The organism is Halobacillus mangrovi (assembly GCF_002097535.1).
In the GTDB taxonomy this organism is placed as follows: Bacteria; Bacillota; Bacilli; order Bacillales; family Halobacillaceae; genus Halobacillus; species Halobacillus mangrovi_A.
Genome location: NZ_CP020772.1, coordinates 1,126,928 through 1,146,917, shown reverse-complemented (window position 1 = coordinate 1,146,917; position 19,990 = coordinate 1,126,928). Strand labels below are relative to the sequence as shown.

19 protein-coding genes are annotated in these 19,990 nt (G+C 39.5%); all 19 read right to left on the bottom strand.

Annotation, left to right across the window (positions count from 1 at the left end; genetic code table 11):
- Window positions 1-4: 4 nt before the first annotated feature.
- The 19 genes from HM131_RS05565 to HM131_RS05475 all read right to left on the bottom strand — a co-directional run bounded on the left by HM131_RS05565 (window position 5) and on the right by HM131_RS05475 (window position 19,981).
- The gene (locus tag HM131_RS05565) at window positions 5-2,101 is read right to left on the bottom strand and encodes an amylo-alpha-1,6-glucosidase (RefSeq protein ID WP_085028761.1); all 2,097 of its coding nucleotides are present in this window, start codon (window positions 2,099-2,101) and stop codon (window positions 5-7) included.
- 66 nt (window positions 2,102-2,167) lie between these two features.
- Window positions 2,168-3,433, bottom strand: coding sequence for a sugar ABC transporter substrate-binding protein (locus tag HM131_RS05560; protein WP_085028759.1), 1,266 nt, complete (start codon window positions 3,431-3,433; stop codon window positions 2,168-2,170).
- Between the two features lie 36 nt (window positions 3,434-3,469).
- Window positions 3,470-4,528, bottom strand: a complete 1,059-nt coding sequence (locus HM131_RS05555; protein WP_232324881.1) for a carbohydrate ABC transporter permease — start codon at window positions 4,526-4,528, stop codon at window positions 3,470-3,472.
- A gap of 3 nt (window positions 4,529-4,531) precedes the next feature.
- Window positions 4,532-5,440 (bottom strand): carbohydrate ABC transporter permease, encoded by a 909-nt coding sequence (locus HM131_RS05550; protein ID WP_232324880.1) that lies wholly within the window; start codon window positions 5,438-5,440, stop codon window positions 4,532-4,534.
- A 12-nt stretch (window positions 5,441-5,452) separates the two neighbouring features.
- Window positions 5,453-6,646 carry an ROK family transcriptional regulator gene (locus tag HM131_RS05545; RefSeq protein ID WP_085028757.1) on the bottom strand — a complete coding sequence of 398 codons (1,194 nt, stop codon included), beginning with the start codon at window positions 6,644-6,646 and terminating at the stop codon, window positions 5,453-5,455.
- 365 nt (window positions 6,647-7,011) lie between these two features.
- The gene (locus HM131_RS05540; protein ID WP_198162727.1) at window positions 7,012-7,605 is read right to left on the bottom strand and encodes a YesL family protein; all 594 of its coding nucleotides are present in this window, start codon (window positions 7,603-7,605) and stop codon (window positions 7,012-7,014) included.
- Window position 7,606: 1 nt separating this feature from the next.
- A complete protein-coding gene (locus tag HM131_RS05535) occupies window positions 7,607-9,034 on the bottom strand; it encodes a glycoside hydrolase family 32 protein (RefSeq protein WP_085028753.1) in 1,428 nt (475 codons plus the stop codon).
- Between the two features lie 21 nt (window positions 9,035-9,055).
- Complete coding sequence (locus HM131_RS05530; RefSeq protein ID WP_085028751.1) at window positions 9,056-9,901, bottom strand: carbohydrate ABC transporter permease; 846 nt, start codon at window positions 9,899-9,901, stop codon at window positions 9,056-9,058.
- A gap of 12 nt (window positions 9,902-9,913) precedes the next feature.
- Entirely contained in the window at window positions 9,914-10,831 is a 918-nt protein-coding gene (locus HM131_RS05525) for a carbohydrate ABC transporter permease (protein WP_085028750.1), read from the bottom strand.
- Window positions 10,832-10,921: 90 nt separating this feature from the next.
- Window positions 10,922-12,193, bottom strand: a complete 1,272-nt coding sequence (locus tag HM131_RS05520) for an ABC transporter substrate-binding protein (RefSeq protein WP_085028748.1) — start codon at window positions 12,191-12,193, stop codon at window positions 10,922-10,924.
- A gap of 149 nt (window positions 12,194-12,342) precedes the next feature.
- Complete coding sequence (locus tag HM131_RS05515) at window positions 12,343-13,497, bottom strand: response regulator transcription factor (protein WP_085028746.1); 1,155 nt, start codon at window positions 13,495-13,497, stop codon at window positions 12,343-12,345.
- The gene (locus HM131_RS05510) at window positions 13,487-15,235 is read right to left on the bottom strand and encodes a cache domain-containing sensor histidine kinase (RefSeq protein ID WP_085028744.1); all 1,749 of its coding nucleotides are present in this window, start codon (window positions 15,233-15,235) and stop codon (window positions 13,487-13,489) included. The genes HM131_RS05515 and HM131_RS05510 overlap by 11 nt, the downstream gene beginning before the upstream one ends.
- A gap of 20 nt (window positions 15,236-15,255) precedes the next feature.
- The gene (locus HM131_RS05505; RefSeq protein ID WP_085028742.1) at window positions 15,256-16,476 is read right to left on the bottom strand and encodes an ABC transporter substrate-binding protein; all 1,221 of its coding nucleotides are present in this window, start codon (window positions 16,474-16,476) and stop codon (window positions 15,256-15,258) included.
- A gap of 218 nt (window positions 16,477-16,694) precedes the next feature.
- The gene (gene mdh, locus HM131_RS05500) at window positions 16,695-17,648 is read right to left on the bottom strand and encodes a malate dehydrogenase (RefSeq protein ID WP_085028740.1); all 954 of its coding nucleotides are present in this window, start codon (window positions 17,646-17,648) and stop codon (window positions 16,695-16,697) included.
- A gap of 15 nt (window positions 17,649-17,663) precedes the next feature.
- Window positions 17,664-18,071, bottom strand: a complete 408-nt coding sequence (locus HM131_RS05495; protein WP_085028738.1) for a BMC domain-containing protein — start codon at window positions 18,069-18,071, stop codon at window positions 17,664-17,666.
- Window positions 18,064-18,348, bottom strand: a complete 285-nt coding sequence (locus HM131_RS05490) for a EutN/CcmL family microcompartment protein (protein WP_085028736.1) — start codon at window positions 18,346-18,348, stop codon at window positions 18,064-18,066. The genes HM131_RS05495 and HM131_RS05490 overlap by 8 nt, the downstream gene beginning before the upstream one ends.
- A 12-nt stretch (window positions 18,349-18,360) precedes the next feature.
- Window positions 18,361-18,993, bottom strand: a complete 633-nt coding sequence (locus HM131_RS05485) for a hypothetical protein (protein WP_085028734.1) — start codon at window positions 18,991-18,993, stop codon at window positions 18,361-18,363.
- Window positions 18,986-19,642, bottom strand: a complete 657-nt coding sequence (pduL, locus tag HM131_RS05480; protein WP_085028732.1) for a phosphate propanoyltransferase — start codon at window positions 19,640-19,642, stop codon at window positions 18,986-18,988. The genes HM131_RS05485 and pduL overlap by 8 nt, the downstream gene beginning before the upstream one ends.
- A gap of 48 nt (window positions 19,643-19,690) precedes the next feature.
- Window positions 19,691-19,981, bottom strand: a complete 291-nt coding sequence (locus HM131_RS05475; RefSeq protein ID WP_085028730.1) for a BMC domain-containing protein — start codon at window positions 19,979-19,981, stop codon at window positions 19,691-19,693.
- Window positions 19,982-19,990: the final 9 nt, after the last annotated feature.

The following is a 19,990-nucleotide window of genomic DNA, read 5'->3' as shown; positions in this document are numbered from 1 at the left end:
CCCTTTATCCTTTTACCTGTAAATCAACATCTTGTTTTTGTTGAATGGTATATCCAGTAGTATTATTCACAACCTTAACTTCATATGTGCCCGCATTCCGTTTAATATCAAGTGATAAAACACCCTCACCTATCCGCATGTCTTCTACTTTTAATAGGTTCATATTTTTAGGAAGGACTGGATCGATGATGATCTGTTTGCTGCCAGCCTTAGGTTGGATCCCTAATAGGGTCTGTAAAAATATAAAAGAAGACGTAGCGGACCATGCTTGTGGAGAGCAAGTAGTTGGATATGGAACTGGATAACCAAGATTGCTGTCATGCCCACAGAAAAGCTCAGGTAACCGCAAGTATTCAAAGCCTTTTGCTGCCTCAAGCATCCCCTCTACAATTTGGATGGCTTCCTCTTTTATTCCAAGACGGCTTAAACCGATGAGGCACATCGCATTGTCATGAGGCCATACACTTCCAGCATGGTAGCTCATCGGATAGTAACCAGCTGATTGAGGAGTCATCGTACGCAAGCCGTAACCATTAAACAATTCTTCTCCTACAAGACGCTCGGCCACATCTTTGGCTCTTTTCTCATCTAGCATTTCTGACATAAGCACATGACCTGGGTTGGAAGTAATTGATTTGACCGGCTTCTTCTTACCATCTAGAGCAATAGCATAGAAACGCTCATCCTCCAGCCAAAAATCCTCTTCAAATTTCTTCTGTAATTGCTTCATTTCCATTTCTAATTGTTCTGCTGATTCCTTCAGACCCAGGGTACGATAAATAGGCGCTAAATTTTTCTTAGCCTGATACACATAGCCTTGAACCTCGGCTAATGCAATAGGCGCTTCTGCAAATTGCCCATCTTGATGAACGATTGAATTTTTAGAGTCTTTCCATCCTTGATTTGGGAAGCCTTTATCTGCTTCTTGTGCATATTGAACGAAGCCGTATCCGTCAGAATCACCATACGTATTGATCCACTCTAACGCTCGATCTATATTTGGCTGCAACTCTCTAATGAGTTCAAGGTCTCCGGTCCAATTGTAGTACTCGGCTGCCAGCACAATAAATAAAGGGGTGGCATCGTTCGTTCCATAATAAGGTGTGAAAGGCGTTTGATTGGTCGTTGATAATTCTCCAAAACGAATTTCATGCATGATTTTACCTGGTTGCTCATCACGATGTTGATCTATTTTCTCACCTTGATAATGAGCTAATGTTCGAAGCGTCCCTTTAACTTCATCGGGACGATAAGGCAGCATAAACAAAGCTGTAATCAAACTATCCCTGCCAAATGGAACAGCAAACCAAGGGAGACCTGCAACAGGAACATTTCCATAACCCACATCACTCATGAGCATACGGAGATCCTGGGCTCCTCTTTTGAAAATATCATTAAATAACGGAAGGTCGCTTAATACTTTTGTGCCTTGCTCAGTCCAGTCCTCGTAAGATGCCTCCAGTTGAGTCAATGCTTGATCAAATGGAAGCTTTGTTCCTGATTGGCCATCGATGACTGGTGTAATGGAAATGGTGATCGCTTGCTCTTGTTTTGGATTTAATTCCAATTCAAAAGTAAGAGTTCCATCTTCACTTATGCTTTTCTCCCTGGTATCCCATTGAATCAAAGTTTCTCTTGTAAGATCATCTTTACCTTTGTAACCAATCTTCATTGATTCATTTTCGTAGGTCCGTCCTGTCTTTTTTCCGACCTCACCAGTTCTGAATTGACGGACAATAAACATGTCTTGAAAATCCGCATCCATGGATAAGGATACTTCGAAGATTTGAGAAGTGGGAAAGTAGTTGGTAAACGTTATTTTTTCATAGCATACTCCATCATAGATAAAGCGGTCCCGAACAACTTCAATTGCCCCATGGTCATCTTCATGATCCATCAAACGGATAGAAGCCACATAGTTCTTAGCTGCAGTGGAAGAAAGTAATGAAGGTTTCTTTCCATTTATCATTAATTCCAGCTGGTTTAAAAAACGGGTATCTTTTGTATATAAGCCATACCCTTTATCTTGATCGGTCTCTATATCTCCATTTTGCTCTGTTGTCAGGAATAGATCTCCCTCTTTAATTACGCTATATTCCATATCCCATCTTCCTTTCTATCAAAAGTGGCTGCACACAAACGGGTACAGCCACTCTTAAACTTATTGTTATTGATTCTGTAATTTTTGTAATTGTTCAGCTGCTGTATTCAGATTTTCTTCGACATCTCCGCCTTCAACAACGATCTTTTGAAAGGCTTCTGTATAGATTGATTCAGCGTCACCCCAGTAAGGGACATTCCCACGTGGTTCAGCATGCTCTAACGCATTTTTAATCGCTTCGAAATAAGGTTTCTGGTAGCCCTGAACGGATCCATAAGCATCTGAACGGACGGAAGGCCATGCCAATTCACTTACAAGCAGCTCTTGAACTTCTTTAGACATCAAGAATTGGGCAAACTGCATAGCTTCATCCACTTTTTTAGAGCCTTTAGGTATTCCGATTACTTCTCCACCTAACGTATGAGCCTCTTTCTCAGGTCCGCTCCAGCCACTATATGCTTTGATTTCATCTTTACCATGCTCGTGGAACTGTGGAATATAGAAAGGCCAGTTCTGTCCCAGATACACACTATCTTTTTCTAAATATTGATTCATTGTATCCCAAGTAGCTTTTGAGCTTTGCTCGGCTAGATAAGGGTAAAGTTCTTGCATAAATGTAAATGCTTTAATGCTTCCTTCATCATTCAGTACATAAGGATCTCCACCCGCTTGACGGATGAAATCAAACATATGAAGGACATTGTCTCCACCTAGGTTTGCCTTCATAGCCACGCGTCCTTGTCCTTCTTCTTCTTTGAACGTTTTTGCGGTTTCTAATAGCTCGTCCCAATTCTCAGGCGGCTTCATACCGTACTTATCAAATTTCTTCTGATTATAGAAGGCAATCTCTACGTTAGGACGATAAGGCATAAATAGTAATTGATCTTCGAAAGTCGAAACATCGACCATCCCTGAAATCACAGAGTCAGGAATTTCACTTTTATAATCAGATAAGTCTTCCACTAAATCTCGATCAACCAGTGCGGACAGGTTGTTTACGTCTTGTGCAAACATATCAACGGAAAAGTTTCCTGAATCAACCTCTGCTGTCAGCTTATTAATAAGATTGTCACTTTCGATAGCAATGGGGCTGACTTTAATCCCTGTTTCTTGTTCAAAAGCAGGGATGATTTCATTTTCAAACACTTTCCATTCACTTTCTCCCATACCAAAAGCTACACGCAACGTTCCGGACTGGTCCTCTTTTGTTTCTTCCGAGTTGTTGCTGCTTTCTTCATTACTATTACTAGACGAGCTCTGATTTGAAGAACAGGCAGCTAACAACAGGATAGACAACATGGCAGCAAAAATTAGTTTCATAGATTTCTTCATAAATACATCCTCCTATATACATTTAATAAATTTTTATTAACCTTTTACAGCTCCAGACAGCATTCCTGATTTCATATAACGCTGAAGCACAAAAGTAATAATGATAACTGGAATTGTGAGAATCATAGAGCAAGCGGCTGCTGGGAATATACTTCCCCTCGTAATTACTTCAAAAATTCTCAATGGCAAGGTAGCTACTTCTGTTGATAGATATCTTGCATAGATGAACTCGTTCCAAGAATTCAACCATACAAAGATGGATCCTACAGCAATCCCTGGAATAGCAATCGGAAAAACAACTCTTGCTAAAGCAGTAATACGATTGGCTCCATCGATCATTGCCGATTGCTCTAAGTCTTTTGGAATTGTTGCAAATGTACCCACCAGAATCCACGCTAAGAATGGTAGATTCGGAATCAAGTGAGCTAAGATTAATCCGAAAGAGGTATCCGTCATTCCCCATGATAGAAAACGAGTAGCTACAGGAAGAGCAATCCCTACATCCGGAAACATCCGGGTTACGAGTAAAGAAAGAACAACAATGTATCCGATATAGCTAGGAAGTCTTGATATAACATAAGCAGCTGGCGCACAAATGAATATAGCTACAATCGTGGTCACCGTAGCAACAATAAAACTTTTTCCAAGTGGCTGATATAAATTATCGATTACTTTTTGACCGAAAAAGGTCTTTTTCGTCGTTAAATGATCCCTTAAATCTTGAAGCCCATCACGGTCTAGATTAATCTCCTTATTTTCATCGAGGAATGAAATTTTCTTAAATACCCCGTTGATCGTGAACTGGTTCGAACTTGTCAGAGTATGCTCATTTCCATCCACATCTTCAACCGTATATGTATCTCCCTCTATACGGTAAATCATTAAGCCTGTATCAGTCTTTTTCTCCGTAGTCAAAATATCCATCCAATGGTCAAACGTTGCGTCTTGAACTAAGAAAGTGGGGTGCGCTGTATTTACTTCTTCAGGTGCACTAATCGATACTTTAAGCAAAATATAGACCGGTGAAATCATGGCAGTGGCAAATAAGATTAAAGTGGCATAGATCCCCCACGTTTGAAAACGTTTTCGATTCATCGTTTACTTCACCTCTTTCAAGTTCTTTCTCTCAACAATTAAGATATAGCTGATGATAAATATCACAATGATTAACAATAAAATGGTTGCCGCAGCTCCTGACACCCCATAATTACTGTGACGAAATGCCTCGTAAGAAAAGGTTGAGAGTACGGGAGTATTATTACCTGCCATGACAAGAGGCAATTCAAAAATTCGGAATGAATCAATCGCTCGTAAAATAATGGCCATCGTAATAGACGGTTTCAATAGTGGCAAGGTTATGGACCAGAAAGTATGCCATGAGTTTGCCCCATCAATAGCAGAAGCTTCATATACATCTTTTGGTATCGATTGCAGTCCAGCTAATAATAATAGAATAGTTAAAGGCAAAACCTTCCACATATCTGCAAAAATAATGACAAATAAAGTATTGATTCCTCCACCAAGCCAAAATGGCTGGGTATCTACGATTCCTAACCGAAACAGAAGTTCATTAAAGTAACCTGTCTGGCCAAAGATAAAGAGCAATGTAACACCAGAAACCAAGGTCGGAATCCCCATAGGGATAAGCATCATCGTTCGGAAAAACCCTTTCCCTTTAAACTCTTTATTCATGAGAAGAGCAATCAATAAGGCAATACTAATTTGCAGAATGATTCCTACAATGGTTATAAAAAGGGTATTAAATAATGCCGTATTAAAATTGATATCTGTAAAGATTTGCTGATAATTTCCTAGTGTCCATGCTCCTGAATCGTCATTTCTAAAGCTCATGGTAATCGTGTTAATAATCGGTGTTAAGGTAAAATAAAAAATGTAGATGATTAAAGGTAGAATCATAGCTGTCTCTAACTTATACTTTTTCAACATGGATAAAAATCGTTTCGGAGAGGACTGAGTCTTGCTGAGACGGTTCGCTTTCATTTCCATATACATACCTCCTTATGTCTGTCTAGTTTGAGAATTTAAAGACAATGAGAACTTTTCGTTTATAACTAAAGCTCCCGCTCCAAGAACAACTGCTTCTTCAATTTTGGATTTCACAATGGGAATCCTTTTTCCACTCTTCCCCATCACTCTTGCTTCAATGGTTGAGTGAATCTTATCAAAGGCCTGAACATTTACTTTACGAAATTCACCTCCAATGATGACTTTTTGAGGAGCAAACAAATTTATCAAGTTGGAAAGTGCTATTCCTAAGTATTGCGTTGCTTGATCCAGAACTTGTTGAGCTACCATGGAACCTTCATTAGCCTCTTTGACAATGTCTTCAAAGGAAGTTTTTGAATCGCTATGAGTTATTCCAGTTTTGTGGCTGAGCATTCTCATGTAGTTCTTTTCGATAGCTGGCAATGAGGATAATGTTTCTAAGCACCCGTAATTTCCACAATGACAAAGCTCACCAGGAAAATTAATGCTCATATGCCCCAGCTCACCAGACTCTCCGTTTAAACCTTTGTATAGGGAGTCATTCAGCATTAATCCGCAGCCTATCCCTATGTCTGCCAATACATAAGAAAAGTTAGTAAATCCTACACCGTCACCGAACCACTTCTCTGCAACAGTGGCAGCGTTTGCGTCATTATCAAGTGTGACCGGTAACTGAATAGCTTCTTCCAATAAGCTTTTTAAAGGAATGTTCTTTTCTTGATAAAAATTAGGCGGGGAGACCTTATGATCGACTGTTTCATTAAGAGGACCGGGCATCCCAACTCCTACACCAAGAATACGATCCTTAGCAATGTCTGACTCTTCCATAACTTCTTCTACAGCTTCCTTTACATACTCTATAATTTGATCGATACTTTCTGACCCGCTAGTTACTTTCATTCTGAATGAAAGTAAGTGTCCATTTAAATTAATAAGAGCTGCTTTGATAGCCGACCGTCCTAATTCTATGCCTAATGAATAATAACAATTTTCATTAAACTCGAGCTTTGTTGGACGTCTACCGCCGCTAGAAATTCCTTGCTTACCTTCTTTAAGCAAATTTGATTTCATCAGCTTGTTCGTAATGCGTGTAACCGTTGGTTGTGGTATTTCTAACCTTTCACTTATCTCTACACGCGACAGCGCTTCTTGTTCCCGTATTAAATTTAATATTTGCCTTGAATTATAATCCATTGTTAATTCCATTAAAGATCCCTCTTTTTTGAAAACGCATTCAATTAAGTTGACTTCATTATAAGATAACGCTTACTTATTTTCAACATGAAATTAAGTATTTTCTGAAATTTTATTCTTAAGCTGCGGAAATAGGGGTTATCTTAATTACTTCTAATTTTAAACGATACTTTCTTCCTAGGAAACCTATCTTTAAAGAATAGGTTGAATTTTGTTGTATTTTATAACTCAACTAAAAATTATTGATTCATCAAAATTTCGTTTAGATATTGACCTTCAGATAACTCTACTTCTTTCAAAAAACATGAATAATAAAAGGCCACTGATCTTAGAGGATTAGATCAATGGCCTTTTATAGATATAGGAAATCGTTTCTCTTAAACATTAACTCCTACTTTATCAAATGATCGGAGGCAAAACCTGAATGTTACCATGAAAACAGGAACAACAAGAAGAAATGTAAGGATTGGCATAATATAGATAAGTGTACCTGCTGCCGTCCACAAAAGAACAATACCGATGGAAGTAGAACCATCCATAAATGCATGAGTGAAGGATTTCTTAATTAGCTTAAATCCACTCGTTTCGTAATGGACCAAAACAGGAAATAAAAACGTCGTAGTTAGAAGATAAAGAATGAGCGCCATCCCTGCAATCGAAAGGATAAACACTTTTAAAGAACTGCTAATTTGGAAAAAAAGAAGGACATCAATGATTAATACTAATCCCCCCAATAACCAGAGTGTGCCAATCCATCCTGATTTCGCATATCTGCGAAATCCATTAAAATAACTCCGGAAAACGCTGTCCTCTTGATCGATTTTCCAGCTCCGAATGACATTGGTCATAGCTGCTGTCGATGGACCGATCGTTAGGATAGGTAAAGAACATAGAATCCACAAAAGATTTAATAGGATCATATTGGTAAAGTTCTTCATTAGTGAAGTTGTCCTTTCATTTATCCCAAACATTTTATACCCTCCCCTCAAAGTGAGATAAAGCAGGTTCATAAATAGAACTTATCTCTTCCAACCTATATTTAGCTTGTAATTCTGTTTTGTTCGCTTTCCATTCCAACGTAAACGAATCCCCATTCATATAGAACAGTTCAGTCATTACTTTAGTTCCTTGATTTATGAAAATCTCTATGGAGCACTCATCAATGAATAAATGGAAATCATTTACATATTTAACAGACATTGAATCGACGCTTGCAAACTCCTTAGAAAACTGAACCAGTTTCAGCCCAGTACGATCTACTTTTAAACATTGTTTGAAAGGATTAAAATTAATTGTCAATTGCTCTCCCTCACCTTTTATAGAGAGATCGAAAGCAACAAAACCAGACTTAATAGTCGCTTGAAAGGAACTCTGTCTTTGAATTACCCGGGAAAAAGCATGCTCAGGTTTAAGACAAATACATTCTGATTCTGTCCTTTCTTTCAATAAAGGAGTAACTTCTATAGGCTTTTGTACAAGCATCGTCTTTCCTTCTACTTCTTTTAAATAAAGTTTCCTGGGAATGGACATTGATCCTCTAAATGGATGTGTCGGCCCTTCATTCGCATATTGCCAGTTATTCATCCACCCGATCCATAAGGGTTCAGCTAGGTTACTCCATGTTACAGCTGCATAAAAATCCCTGCCATAGTCGGCCCACTTGACTACCTCTTTTGATTGGTCAGGTTTGAACATTTTTCCGTCAAAGCTACCAGTAAAGTACTGAATTGCAGAGCCACCATTGGGTCCACCAGGGTTAATACTTACAATCAGAACCCATTTTTCTCCTGCGTCCGTTTGAAAACGAATAAGATCAGGACATTCCCAAACACCTCCATGTGCTCCATATTCATGTCCAAACGAAGACAAATAAGTCCAATTCAGCAGATCCTCTGAGCGGTAAAAGCGAATATGGTCTCCACATGCAAGGGACATGACCCAGTGAGTTTCATTCCAGAACACCTTTGGATCACGGAAGTCTTTCAAGCCTGGATTATCAAGGACTGGATTGAGATGGTATTTCTCCCATGTCCGCCCTTCATCTCTCGAATAAGCAATGCTTTGTGTTTCATGACCTTCCTTATGATGAGTAAAGATAGCTACCATCACTTTTCGTTGATCCACCTGCAAACCACTTGTATTTAGGTGATCCACTACGACACTTCCAGAGAAGATTTGTCCAAGTTCATCTGGATATAAGGCTACCGGCAAGTGCTCCCACTGAATAAGGTCAGTACTTACGGCATGCCCCCAATGCATAGGCCCCCAGACTTTGCTATGAGGATGGTATTGGTAAAATAAGTGATATTCTCCGTTAAAGTAACAAAGTCCGTTCGGGTCATTGATCCAGTTTTTTCTCGGGCTAAAATGATACTGTGGTCGAAATTTCTCATGACTCATCTCTGCTTTTCCTCCTTATCTTTAACCTTTTACACCACTTGAAGTAATCCCCTGTACGTAATAGCGCTGAAAGAAGATAAAAATCAATACGACAGGAATGGTGGTCAGAGTTAAAGCGGCCATGATTTGGCCATATTCAATGTTATTATCCGTAAACAAATATTGGATTCCTACTTGTACAGTACGAATAGAATCATCTGTTGCAACGATTAAAGGCCACATAAAGTCACTCCAATGAGTCACAAAGGAAAGAATAGCAGCCGTTGCAAACACTGGCTTCGAGTTAGGGACGACAATCTTCCAGAAGACTTGAAGAGGATTGGCTCCGTCAATTTGCGCCGCTTCCTCCAATTCGTTCGGAATTCCTTTAAAGAATTGAATAAACAAGAAGATACTAAATGCTTCTGCAATAAAAGGCACGATTAAGGAAGGAAATTCGTTGATCCACCCAAAGCTGTTTACCACGACATAAAGAGGAATCAGCACGCTCTCAAATGGAACGACATAGAGAGCAATAATGACCACTAGAATGAAGCCACTGCCTGGAAACTTTAGTTTCACTAAGGCGTACGCACATAATGAATTGACGACGGTTCCAAGCAGAACGATCATCCCGACCGAGAAAAGGCTGTTCCACATATACTTTAAAAAGTTCACACTGTCGGTAAATAGGATAGCTAAATAGTTATCAAAGGTCGCTTGTTTCGGCAAGAAAGACTGAATGCCCATGTCTTTAAAAATGAGTGTCTCTGGTTTAACTGAAGCAATAATCATCCATAACAGAGGGGATATGAATAAAAGTCCAAGTAATAAGATACTTAGGGATAATCCAATTTTGTAAAACCTCTTTTTCCATGTTCGACTCATAATTCTTCCCTCCTATTGGTTCAATACTTTCTTTAAGATTAAAGATACGGTCAGCACGACAAGAAAGAAAACAACGGCAATGGCAGAGGAGTATCCGACATCCCGGAATTGGAAGCCATTTTCATAAAGCATGAAGACTAGAGTTTTAGTAGAATCACTAGGTCCTCCGTTTGTCATAACGTAAGGCTGGATAAACAAGCGGAAGGCTTGAATTGTTGTGATCATTAAAACAAACCCAGTCACATTCTTAAGAGAAGGCAGAGTTACGTTCATAAATTTTTGCCAGGCGTTGGCCCCATCAATATCAGCCGCTTCATATAACGTCTCTGGAACATCCTTCAGCCCTGCTAGAAAGATCATCATCTGAAAGCCAGCCCCCTGCCATACAGACATGAATATTATTGAATTCATCGCTTGACCTTCACTTAACAAGAAAGGCTGATCCGGAATACCAAAAAAGTTAAGTCCGCTATTAATCAATCCGCTATCCACGTTATAAAGAAACGTCCATAATATGGCTACTACAACCATAGATGTGACCACTGGACTGAAAAAGAAGACTCTGCCAATGACTGCCGTTTTTACTTTTTTGTTTACTAGAATCGCTAAACCAAGTGCAACGGCACATTGCAACGGAACAACCAGTACTGAGAAATATAGCGTATTCTTTAATGCTGTAAAGAATATAGCATCCTGAAACAAACGAGCGTAGTTACTTAGACCTGTGAATGTTTTTCCAGCAGGATTTAACATATTGTATTCCATGAAACTATAGACGAACGCTAATCCAACAGGCAAAATTAAGAAAGTAAAAAGGAGAACCAAAGCTGGTAATGAAAAAAAAAGTCCTAACCATTTCTTTTGCTGTTGATACGTAAACGAGAGGCGAAAGGTTTTTTCTCCTTGAATTTTATTTAACAACCATTCCATTTGAGTCACCACCTAAGTATTAGAGTTGATTAGCAGACCATTCAGGACCCGGCGTGAACCAACGCCAGGCTCCTAATTGATCCACAATCATTAATTTCCTTTTCGTTCAATATCCTTTTCGACTTCCTCGGCCACTTTATCAAGTTCTTTCTGAACATCTCCCCCAAGGAAAATATTTTGAACGGCTTGACCATACTTCGTAGTCAACACCGGATAAGATGGTGTTGTCGGACGAGGATGAGCTGTGTTTAATACTTGATCTTTCAACACATTTAGAGGTTCCTCGTTCCACTCCTCCATCAATTCAAAGGATGAAATACGTGCGGCTGGTTTATTCTCGACTTCAGAAATTTTCACGACATTTTCTTTGTTCATCATGTAGTTTAGTAATGTTGCAGCTTCTTCTTTATGCTGAGTACTTGTAGAGATCCCCCAGTTCCAATCCCCAGAAGGTGAAACTTGTTCTCCATTTGGACTCTTAGGATAGTAGGTAATGCCCCACTCCGTTTCTGGATAGTCTTGAAGCTTCGACCACTCCCATGAACCCATCAACATCATCGCTGCTTTACCATCTTCAAACTCTGTAGGTGTCGGCTGTAAATTAACCAGTTCTTCATCTGTGAACTTCTTCAAGTACTCCAGTGCCTCAACCGTCTTCGGTCCATTTACATGCCCTTTAACGGTTGATCCATCTTCTGAAATAAAGCTTCCTCCATTACTCCAAACCGTAGGACCTGTAAAATAGATAATCCATTCCCCGTAATCAAGCGTCCAGTTCACTCCATAGATTCCTTTTTCTTTATCTGTCAGTTTTTTAGCTGCATTATAGAACTCATCCCATGTCCAAGCTTCTTCTTTCGCTTTCGGAGGTTCAATTCCAGCTTCCTTTAACATGTCTACGTTATAAAATAAGGCAACTGTAGATTCCGTTGGCCCTACTGTATAAAGTTTGTTATTAAACGTCCCCTGTTTAATAATCGAACCAACAAAGTCATCTTGATTCTCTACTAACCCTTCGATCGGCTGAATAATTCCTGAGTCGGCATAGTTGGCTACGTTTGGTCCGTCAAGAGCTAACAAATCAGGTAATGTATTACTTGTTGCGCCTGCCGATACTTTATCTTCGTAAGCATATTTATTTCCCCTCGGAATAAATGTAATTTCTGCTTCGATCTCACCGTCATATTCTTTGTTAAAATCCTTGATAATTTTCTTGTAAGCCTTGCTTGTATTTCCTTCTGGATGCCATAAAGAAAGTTTGACTTCTCCACCATCTTTGCCGGATGCCTCTTCATTTGAGCTGCATCCAATCAGTACCCCCATGAACAATAAAAACATAACTCCAACAACTATCTTCTTCATTGATGAACCCCTCCCTGAAATAATTAAAGCGTTTTCATATATTTAGAATAAGAGATTGAAAGCGCTTTTTATATGCGGCATTTCTCTGAATGATGTTTAAATTTCTACAATAAAAAAACAGCTGTCTTTTTCCTAACAGCTGTTTTCACTCACTTGTATGTTTTACGATATTGGCTGGGGGTCATCTGAATAACCTTCTTAAACACCTGACTAAAGTACCGCTGATCTGTATATCCGACTTTTTCAGCAATACGATAGGTCTCCAATTCGGAATTTCTCAATAATGTACAAGCATGGTCCATTCTTTCTACTCTTACAAATTCAATAAAAGTCATCCCATGCTTTTGTTTAAAAAGCTGACTAAAGTAACTAACGCTTATCCCCACCTCATCAGCCACTTGCTCAATACTAAGATCCTCATAAAAATGATCCTTCACATATTTAGTCCCCTGTTCTACGGCATCAATTGCATTCGCTTTAGACGTATAAGCTTGGTCAATATGTGCCTTTGTTATCACTCTCTCATCTGTAAAGGATGCAAATTTTAACAAGAACTTAGCCTCATCAGCTGAAGCCTTACAGGAGTTCATTCCACGAACCCCGCTTCCAATTGCCCATACACTATCCTCGGTCAGCTCTGCTCCTTTTTTAGCTAAATCTCTGGCTTCTGCCTCCGCTTCCTTATGTTCTGGATATTCCAGTACAATCATGGCAAGAGATTCATCCAATTGATAAAGATAACTTTTACTATCATGTTTTTGTAGAAGCATTCTTGTACACTCTATATCCTTTATGACCTGGTCATTCGTATTCCAAATAAAGATGGAGACATAGACGCGAAATGGGGCTTCATTAGGGACTGTGGCTCCTGACATGACTTGATCATAAATGGATTGTTTTTTTCTGTCATAGGCTTGTTCTTTTCTTTCCTTAATAAGTGTGAGAGCTTTTAATATACTCTCTTCCAATTCTTCATAATCAATAGGCTTCAGGAAGTAATCAAGAGCATTATATTTTAATCCTTCACGCGCATAGGAGAATTCATCATATCCACTGAGCAATATAGCGAGGGGTGGGGCAGACCAGGAATACATTTCTTTCAGAACTTCCACTCCTGTCATTTCAGGCATGGAAATATCCGTGAGTAAAAGATCTACAGGCTCTTGTTGTAAAACTTCTAACACTTCAACCCCATTTCTCGCCGTTGCGATAACCTTGCAATCTAAGGATTCCCAATCAATGATTCCTTTAAGATTTTTTAGAATCAAAGGTTCATCATCAGCGATGACCACATTATATGCCATTGTTCTCACCCTTTATTGGAAATGTAATCTTAATTTTCGTGCCTTCCTTTTGATCCGAACAAACGATCATTCCATAAGCCATTCCATAATAAAGTCGCAGTCGTTTATGCACATTAATCATTCCATGACCAAGATTTTTATGCCGTTCATTCTTATCATCATTCAGGCTTTCGAGCGCTTCTTGTGGTAGTCCTGTACCATTATCTTGGACAAAAATAAAACCTTTGCTTCCTTCACAATAACCCTGTATAGAGATAATACCAGCTTCTTTTGAATCAAAAGCATGCTTAATGCTGTTTTCAACCAAAGGTTGCAGAATAAGTTTAAGTACATATTCTTTTTCCAAAGCCTCATCAACTTCTACAAGAAAATGAAAAGCATGATCATAACGGATCTTTTGAATTTCTAAGTAACTGACCACGTGCCGAATTTCGTCTTTTACCATGACTTCATAATCACCGTTGATACTTATTCGTAATAACTTTCCTAAGTTAATCGTCATTTTGCTGATTTCCTTTTGCCCATTCATGGCAGCAAGTGCATTAATTGACTCCAGGGTGTTATAAAGAAAATGGGGGTTGATTTGTTCTTGTAATACTTGAAACTGTGCCTCTCTTTTATATTCTTGTTCTAGTTTCACATCTTGAATAAGATCACGAATTCTCGTGAGCATGTTATTAAATCCACTGGAAATATTCTTTAGCTCTTTCAGTTTAAATTCTCTCATACGAACATGAAGAGCCCCTTCTTCTACTTTTTTCATGCTAGCTAAGGATTCTTGAATAAATTGAGAGACCCGTCGTAAATAAAGCATATTAAAAAGGAGAGCCATCACAATAGCGACGATGAACAAAATAATGGTCGTATTACGAATCATGATAATTTCACTAGCTAATACATCCCATGGCTGTATAGAAACAAGGATTAGTTCATCATTTTGCATGGTAGAAAATTGAGAAGGAATATATGTGACCAAACTTTTTTTATCCTCCCAATTAGTCAAAAAATAGCCCGTTGATCCTAATTTAAGCGAGGACAGCTCATCCATCTGTAAGTCCTCACCGATCATCTCGTGATTAAGCGAGTAAAGAATATCTCCTCTTCTATTAATAATTAACTCTTCTGACGGATTCATATCAATATTGGAGAATAACTCATCAAATAAACGAATTTTTATATTCATGACTAAGTAGCCTATATCTTCAAGGGTTTGGATATCTTTAATAACCCTCCCTTGCGTAAGAAGAGACTCTTCATTACTGGACCACTCTTGATTGCTAGAAGGTGTAAGCCAAACAGGACGACCTTTTTGCTCAATCATTTCTAAGTAAAAGGGAGACAGAACAAATTCCCCGAAGGGAGGCACAGTTGAATTCTTTAAATGTAATAACTCTCCATCTTTACTATAAACCATGAAATCATCGACTTGAGCATTCCCATACATTAACCCTGCGATCGATTGTTGATTATTATAAAATTCGATGACAGAATCTGTATCATTTGTTTTTAAGAAAGACTGTATCTCACCTGAAGAGAGCACGAAGTCCGAGAACGTATTCACTTCGGATACAGCTTTCATCAAGTTCCTGTCCACTGCCTTTAACGTTTGGACTGTCTGCTCACTAATATTATTTTTTAAAGTGGTGGAAGAAATTTGATAAGAGAGTCCACCCAATATAGCGAGAGGAGCCAAGACAAATCCCAAAAATGCAAACAGCATTTTTCTACGGAAACTCATGTGAATTCACCGTCTTCGAATTAATATTGTTGAAACATAGATTCAAGGTTAGTCAAATAGGCCTCGATATCTTTATTGATTAAAAATTGCAACGTATATTTGCGGTAGTTTTCTTCTGCTTCTGTTCCCCCATCCCAGTAATGGTTTGGCCAATTGACCGTTTCATCAGAGAGAATCTTATGATGAAGAGCTTGAACCTCTTCGCGCTCCACCTCTACCCCTTCTATAGCACTAATGGAACCTTCGTAACTAGACAACTGTTCTGCTTGTTGTTTTTTTGTCAAAAAAGACAAAAAAGCCTTTGCTTCTTCCGGGTATTCTGTATCCGCTGAAATGGCGATCCCAATATCTACTCCACCCAATACGTTATGATTCTTTGAATCATCTGCCGGAAAAGGAAAAATTCCATAATCCAACTGCGGATTTACCGATTCGATAAGAGGTAGCGCCCATGTCCCCATGACAAACATCGTACCTTTACCAGTGGCAAATAGTTTATTCGTTTCGTAATAATCATCTTCAAAAGAATTCTCCTGGGTATAAGAAAGTACGGACAAAATCTTCTCGGAAATTTTTATCCAGTTTCGGTCATTCACAATGGAATAATTCTCTTGATTCCAGTAATTTTTAGAAAACTGATTCGCCACAAGATTTAATGTGAAGACACTTGTCTGCTCCAAATCCTTATTTGGCATTAATAACGGTGTGTACCCTTCTTTATCTAACTCATCCATAACCGCCAGCCACTCGCTCCAAGTTTTAGGTACAGATAAATTCAATTCGTCAAAATGTTGCTTGTTGTATAATACTCCTACTGCATTTTGGGTTAATGCTGCCCCATACATTCGCCCATCAACTAGATAGCGTTTTTGGATACTCGATTCAATTCTTTTTAGGAATGGCTCGTCTGTGAGATCCATTAAATACCCCTTCCTTGCACGGATTAAATAATCCTGTTCAATAGGGTAGGTAATAAATAAATCAGGCGCATCTCCTCTTGCCAATCGAGTTTTCAAGACCGTCATTCCTCCAGGGACAACGACTTGCCTGATATCAATATTCGAATGATTATCTTCAAACTCTTGAATCAATTCATTAAAAATAGATTCAGTTTCCACTTTAGGTGTAAAGAACTCTACTACCACTTTTTCTTGCTGTGAAGATTCGATAGAGACATCTTCCCCGCTGCACGAGGCTAAAAGAAGCAAAATTCCTATTAGCAGAAAGAAATTTTTTTTCATCACTATCCCTCACCAGTTGAAACGATTATTCCCTCTATTATAATGTGAATGTTTAGAAAAATGAAAGGGTTTTCGGATGATAGCCTCTTTGATTGAACTATCTTGAGTTAATATGTAAGAGTTACAAAGATTAATATAAAAAAAGCCCTTGATCTACCACTACGATCAAAGGGCAATTTTTCCATTTAGTTATTAAATGATCTGTTTCTTAAAATTATCTATTTTCCTACAGTCTCCTTAAGAGGACTCAGTACATCCTTAACAGCAGCCGCAGATTTGTCTAAAGCCGCTTTTTCCTCATCCTTCAAAGGCAGCTCAATAACACTCTCGATCCCGTTTCCACCCAGGATCGTCGGCACACCTAGATAAATATCTTCATAACCGTATTCCCCTTCCAAATAAGCAATGGAAGGAAGAATTCTCTTCTTATCTTTGACAATCGCCTCTGCCATTTGAACAAGGGAAGCGGCTGGTGCATAGTAAGCGCTTCCTTGTCCTAGAAGATTGACGATTTCTCCGCCGCCTTTACGGGTGCGTTCAACAATATCATTCAGCTGGTCTTCTGATAATAGTTTGTCTAATGGAATTCCACCCGCATAGGAGTACCGCACAAGAGGAACCATGCTGTCCCCGTGTCCTCCTAGAACGAAACCAGATACATCTTCAACAGAAACGCCTAACTCCTGGGATACAAACGTATTAAAACGAGACGTGTCCAGGACACCGGATTGGCCGATGACTCGGTTCTTTGGAAAACCAGTGGTTTTATAGCACACGTAAGTCATGGCATCTACCGGGTTACTCAATACTAGAATATAACTATCTGGCGCATACTTTTTCACATTTTCAGAGACGTCCTTCATGATTTTCGCATTTGTCTCTACTAATTCATCACGGCTCATCCCGGGTTTTCTTGGAATTCCTGCTGTGATGATGACCATATCTGCATCTTGAATATCCTTATAATCGGAGGTCCCGGTGATGTTTGAATCAAATTTCTGCACAGGACTTGCCTCTAACATATCCAACGCTTTCCCTTTTGTCGGATTCTTCATCGAAGGGATGTCCACAAGGACCACGTCACCTAATTCTTTTTGCGCAATCATAAGAGCGGCTGTTGTGCCGGTATAGCCAGCTCCAACAACAGCGAATTTGTTTCGCTTGAATGACATGCTCGTTCCTCCTAGTTAATTCGCTTCGCTTTCTTGTTGACTTTCTTCTTTTGCAGCATTGGATGAAGAAGTTTTCTTTCTTCGTGTAGGTGCTGCCTTGGGTTTAGGCTTGGATTCACTCGGTTTCGTATCCGTGTTTACACTTTCTTTTCCGTCTTTTTGTAAAATGACTCCCGTACCTTCGTCTGGGTGAGGAATAACGTGATAACCTACGAGTTCTCCTACCCGGTTGACTGCTTCTTTTCCTGCATCAACAGCAGCTTGGACAGCACTTACATCACCTTCCACAAGTACCGTGACTAGGGCTGCATCAATTTTCTCCTGCTTGACGAGCGTCACATTGGCTGCTTTTACCATTGCGTCTGCAGCTTCAATCGAACCAACCAGTCCTCTTGTTTCAATCATGCCTAAAGCTTTAGCCATTCGATCCACTCCTTTCTACTTCGACTGAATCTACAATTCCAATAATCAAGGCATCAATAGGAATAGCAGGACCCTCTTGAAGATGAGAGCTTGCACTTCCCTTTGTCACCATTACCTTGTCTCCTACACCTGCTCCAATACGATCAACCGCTACGAAGCTAGGTGCTTCAGGAGTATTTTCCGAACGATCTGGCTTTACTACTAAAAACTTTAGTCCGACCAGACCGTCTTCTTTTCTTGTTGCCCATATATTCCCAATCACTTCGCCTACAATCATGATTCCAACCCCCTAAGACTCCTCGATAGTAATGGAGATATTGGCATCTCTTGCTGTGTCCCTCGCTAGAGGAGTAATAATGGTTTTCTGTGAGATGTGAATGTCACTGTACGGCCACTTGTTGATCTCTTCTTGATTTAACAGCTTTCCATTAAAATAAAATGGTGAATCGGACTTTTTGTTTGGAGGGGGAGGAACTTCATCTGGTTTCAAAATAGATACATGATAAGATCGTAATTCTTTTTCATATGCTCGCATTTTGCTCAAATACGGAGCAGGCACCTTTTCTGGCTGAGTGTGAATCCATTCCATAGAACGATCAAGCATAAAGTGAATGGCTGCACCATTACGCACCAATTTTGCAAAACTATCGCTCTTCGGAGTATCCGTTATTCCTAGAGCACTTTTTACGAACAAATCTTGATCTACATGAGGAAAAATCGCTTGAGAAATGCTCTCAGATCCATCGATTGAAGTCGGATCTACCCACTCCAGAGCCCAGCTCGATTCCAACTTTTCGATAAGCTCGTCTTTGTGGCCATCCGCATGAATCACATGAAGAACGGGTTTGTTCTTCTCTCGGAGAACCTTTTTCTCCTTTAATATCTCAGCTACGATTTCTTCAATGAGCTGTTTATCATACATAAGAGGGCTCCACCTTTTTTAGCGTCCCTTTTTGTCCAGTCTGAATGGATCCAGCATTCGCTTCGTCTGTATCAATATGCATTTCTAACTGGTATTTTTTTGAGACACGAATGATCGTCTTTGAAAAACTGACTTCGCGCTGCGGGTTTTTCACTCTGACTTCGACGACATCCCCATCTTTTACCTTAAAATTGTCAGCATCCTGAGGGCTCATATGAATATGAGCTTGAGCGATAATTAAACCTTGTTCTAAATAAATGCTTCCCTTTGGTCCAATAATGGTTACCGGGCTGGATTTCTCTATATCACCGGATTGTCTAATCGGAGGTTTCAATCCTATTTTAAAAGCATCCGTTTGACTCACTTCCACTTGAGCGGCTGACCTGAGCGGTCCTAATATCCTAACCTTTGTGATGCTTCCTCTCGGCCCGGCTATGGTAACCGTTTCATTGGCTGCAAACTGTCCAGGCTGAGATAACGGAGCCTTTTCACTCAATTCATATCCGCTTCCAAATAGAACTTCTAGACTCTCTTTATCTAAATGACAATGTCTAGCGGAGACCCCGATTGGGACCTCGCTAGACGTGTTTTCCTCTGCCATTTGCTTCATAACTTCTTCTACAATCGATTCTAAATGATCTCGACCCATTTTGTTCCCTCACTTTCCTCCCTTACTCTTTTGGAGTAAACGATGTTGTTATTGGGCTGCGTCGATTTTAGGTAAAATGCTTTCAAGTTCATTGTGTGGACGAGGGATAACGTGTACGGATAGAAGCTCTCCGACTCTTTGAGCGGCTGCACTTCCGGATTCTGTAGCAGCTTTTACCGCCCCTACATCACCACTGACTAAGATCGTTACAATCCCTCCACCTACATGAATTTTTCCGACTAAGTTAACATTTGCTGCCTTCACCATTGCGTCTGCTGCCTCTACAGATGCTACTAAACCTTTTGTTTCGATCATTCCTAGTGCGCCATTAAGTGCCATAATATATTC

What these genes read in the sequence shown, in the direction of transcription:
- HM131_RS05475 (WP_085028730.1), bottom strand. Translation starts at nt 19,981, where the DNA reads ATGGCACTTAATGGCGCACTAGGAATGATCGAAACAAAAGGTTTAGTA.
- HM131_RS05515 (WP_085028746.1), bottom strand. Translation starts at nt 13,497, where the DNA reads ATGGCATATAATGTGGTCATCGCTGATGATGAACCTTTGATTCTAAAA.
- HM131_RS05530 (WP_085028751.1), bottom strand. Translation starts at nt 9,901, where the DNA reads ATGAGTCGAACATGGAAAAAGAGGTTTTACAAAATTGGATTATCCCTA.
- HM131_RS05540 (WP_198162727.1), bottom strand. Translation starts at nt 7,605, where the DNA reads ATGTTTGGGATAAATGAAAGGACAACTTCACTAATGAAGAACTTTACC.
- HM131_RS05525 (WP_085028750.1), bottom strand. Translation starts at nt 10,831, where the DNA reads ATGGAATGGTTGTTAAATAAAATTCAAGGAGAAAAAACCTTTCGCCTC.
- HM131_RS05555 (WP_232324881.1), bottom strand. Translation starts at nt 4,528, where the DNA reads ATGAATCGAAAACGTTTTCAAACGTGGGGGATCTATGCCACTTTAATC.
- HM131_RS05510 (WP_085028744.1), bottom strand. Translation starts at nt 15,235, where the DNA reads ATGAGTTTCCGTAGAAAAATGCTGTTTGCATTTTTGGGATTTGTCTTG.
- HM131_RS05505 (WP_085028742.1), bottom strand. Translation starts at nt 16,476, where the DNA reads ATGAAAAAAAATTTCTTTCTGCTAATAGGAATTTTGCTTCTTTTAGCC.
- HM131_RS05490 (WP_085028736.1), bottom strand. Translation starts at nt 18,348, where the DNA reads ATGATTGTAGGCGAAGTGATTGGGAATATATGGGCAACAAGAAAAGAA.
- HM131_RS05535 (WP_085028753.1), bottom strand. Translation starts at nt 9,034, where the DNA reads ATGAGTCATGAGAAATTTCGACCACAGTATCATTTTAGCCCGAGAAAA.
- HM131_RS05520 (WP_085028748.1), bottom strand. Translation starts at nt 12,193, where the DNA reads ATGAAGAAGATAGTTGTTGGAGTTATGTTTTTATTGTTCATGGGGGTA.
- HM131_RS05565 (WP_085028761.1), bottom strand. Translation starts at nt 2,101, where the DNA reads ATGGAATATAGCGTAATTAAAGAGGGAGATCTATTCCTGACAACAGAG.
- HM131_RS05545 (WP_085028757.1), bottom strand. Translation starts at nt 6,646, where the DNA reads ATGGAATTAACAATGGATTATAATTCAAGGCAAATATTAAATTTAATA.
- mdh (WP_085028740.1), bottom strand. Translation starts at nt 17,648, where the DNA reads ATGTCATTCAAGCGAAACAAATTCGCTGTTGTTGGAGCTGGCTATACC.
- HM131_RS05495 (WP_085028738.1), bottom strand. Translation starts at nt 18,071, where the DNA reads ATGGCTAAAGCTTTAGGCATGATTGAAACAAGAGGACTGGTTGGTTCG.
- HM131_RS05560 (WP_085028759.1), bottom strand. Translation starts at nt 3,433, where the DNA reads ATGAAGAAATCTATGAAACTAATTTTTGCTGCCATGTTGTCTATCCTG.
- pduL (WP_085028732.1), bottom strand. Translation starts at nt 19,642, where the DNA reads ATGGGTCGAGATCATTTAGAATCGATTGTAGAAGAAGTTATGAAGCAA.
- HM131_RS05485 (WP_085028734.1), bottom strand. Translation starts at nt 18,993, where the DNA reads ATGTATGATAAACAGCTCATTGAAGAAATCGTAGCTGAGATATTAAAG.
- HM131_RS05550 (WP_232324880.1), bottom strand. Translation starts at nt 5,440, where the DNA reads ATGGAAATGAAAGCGAACCGTCTCAGCAAGACTCAGTCCTCTCCGAAA.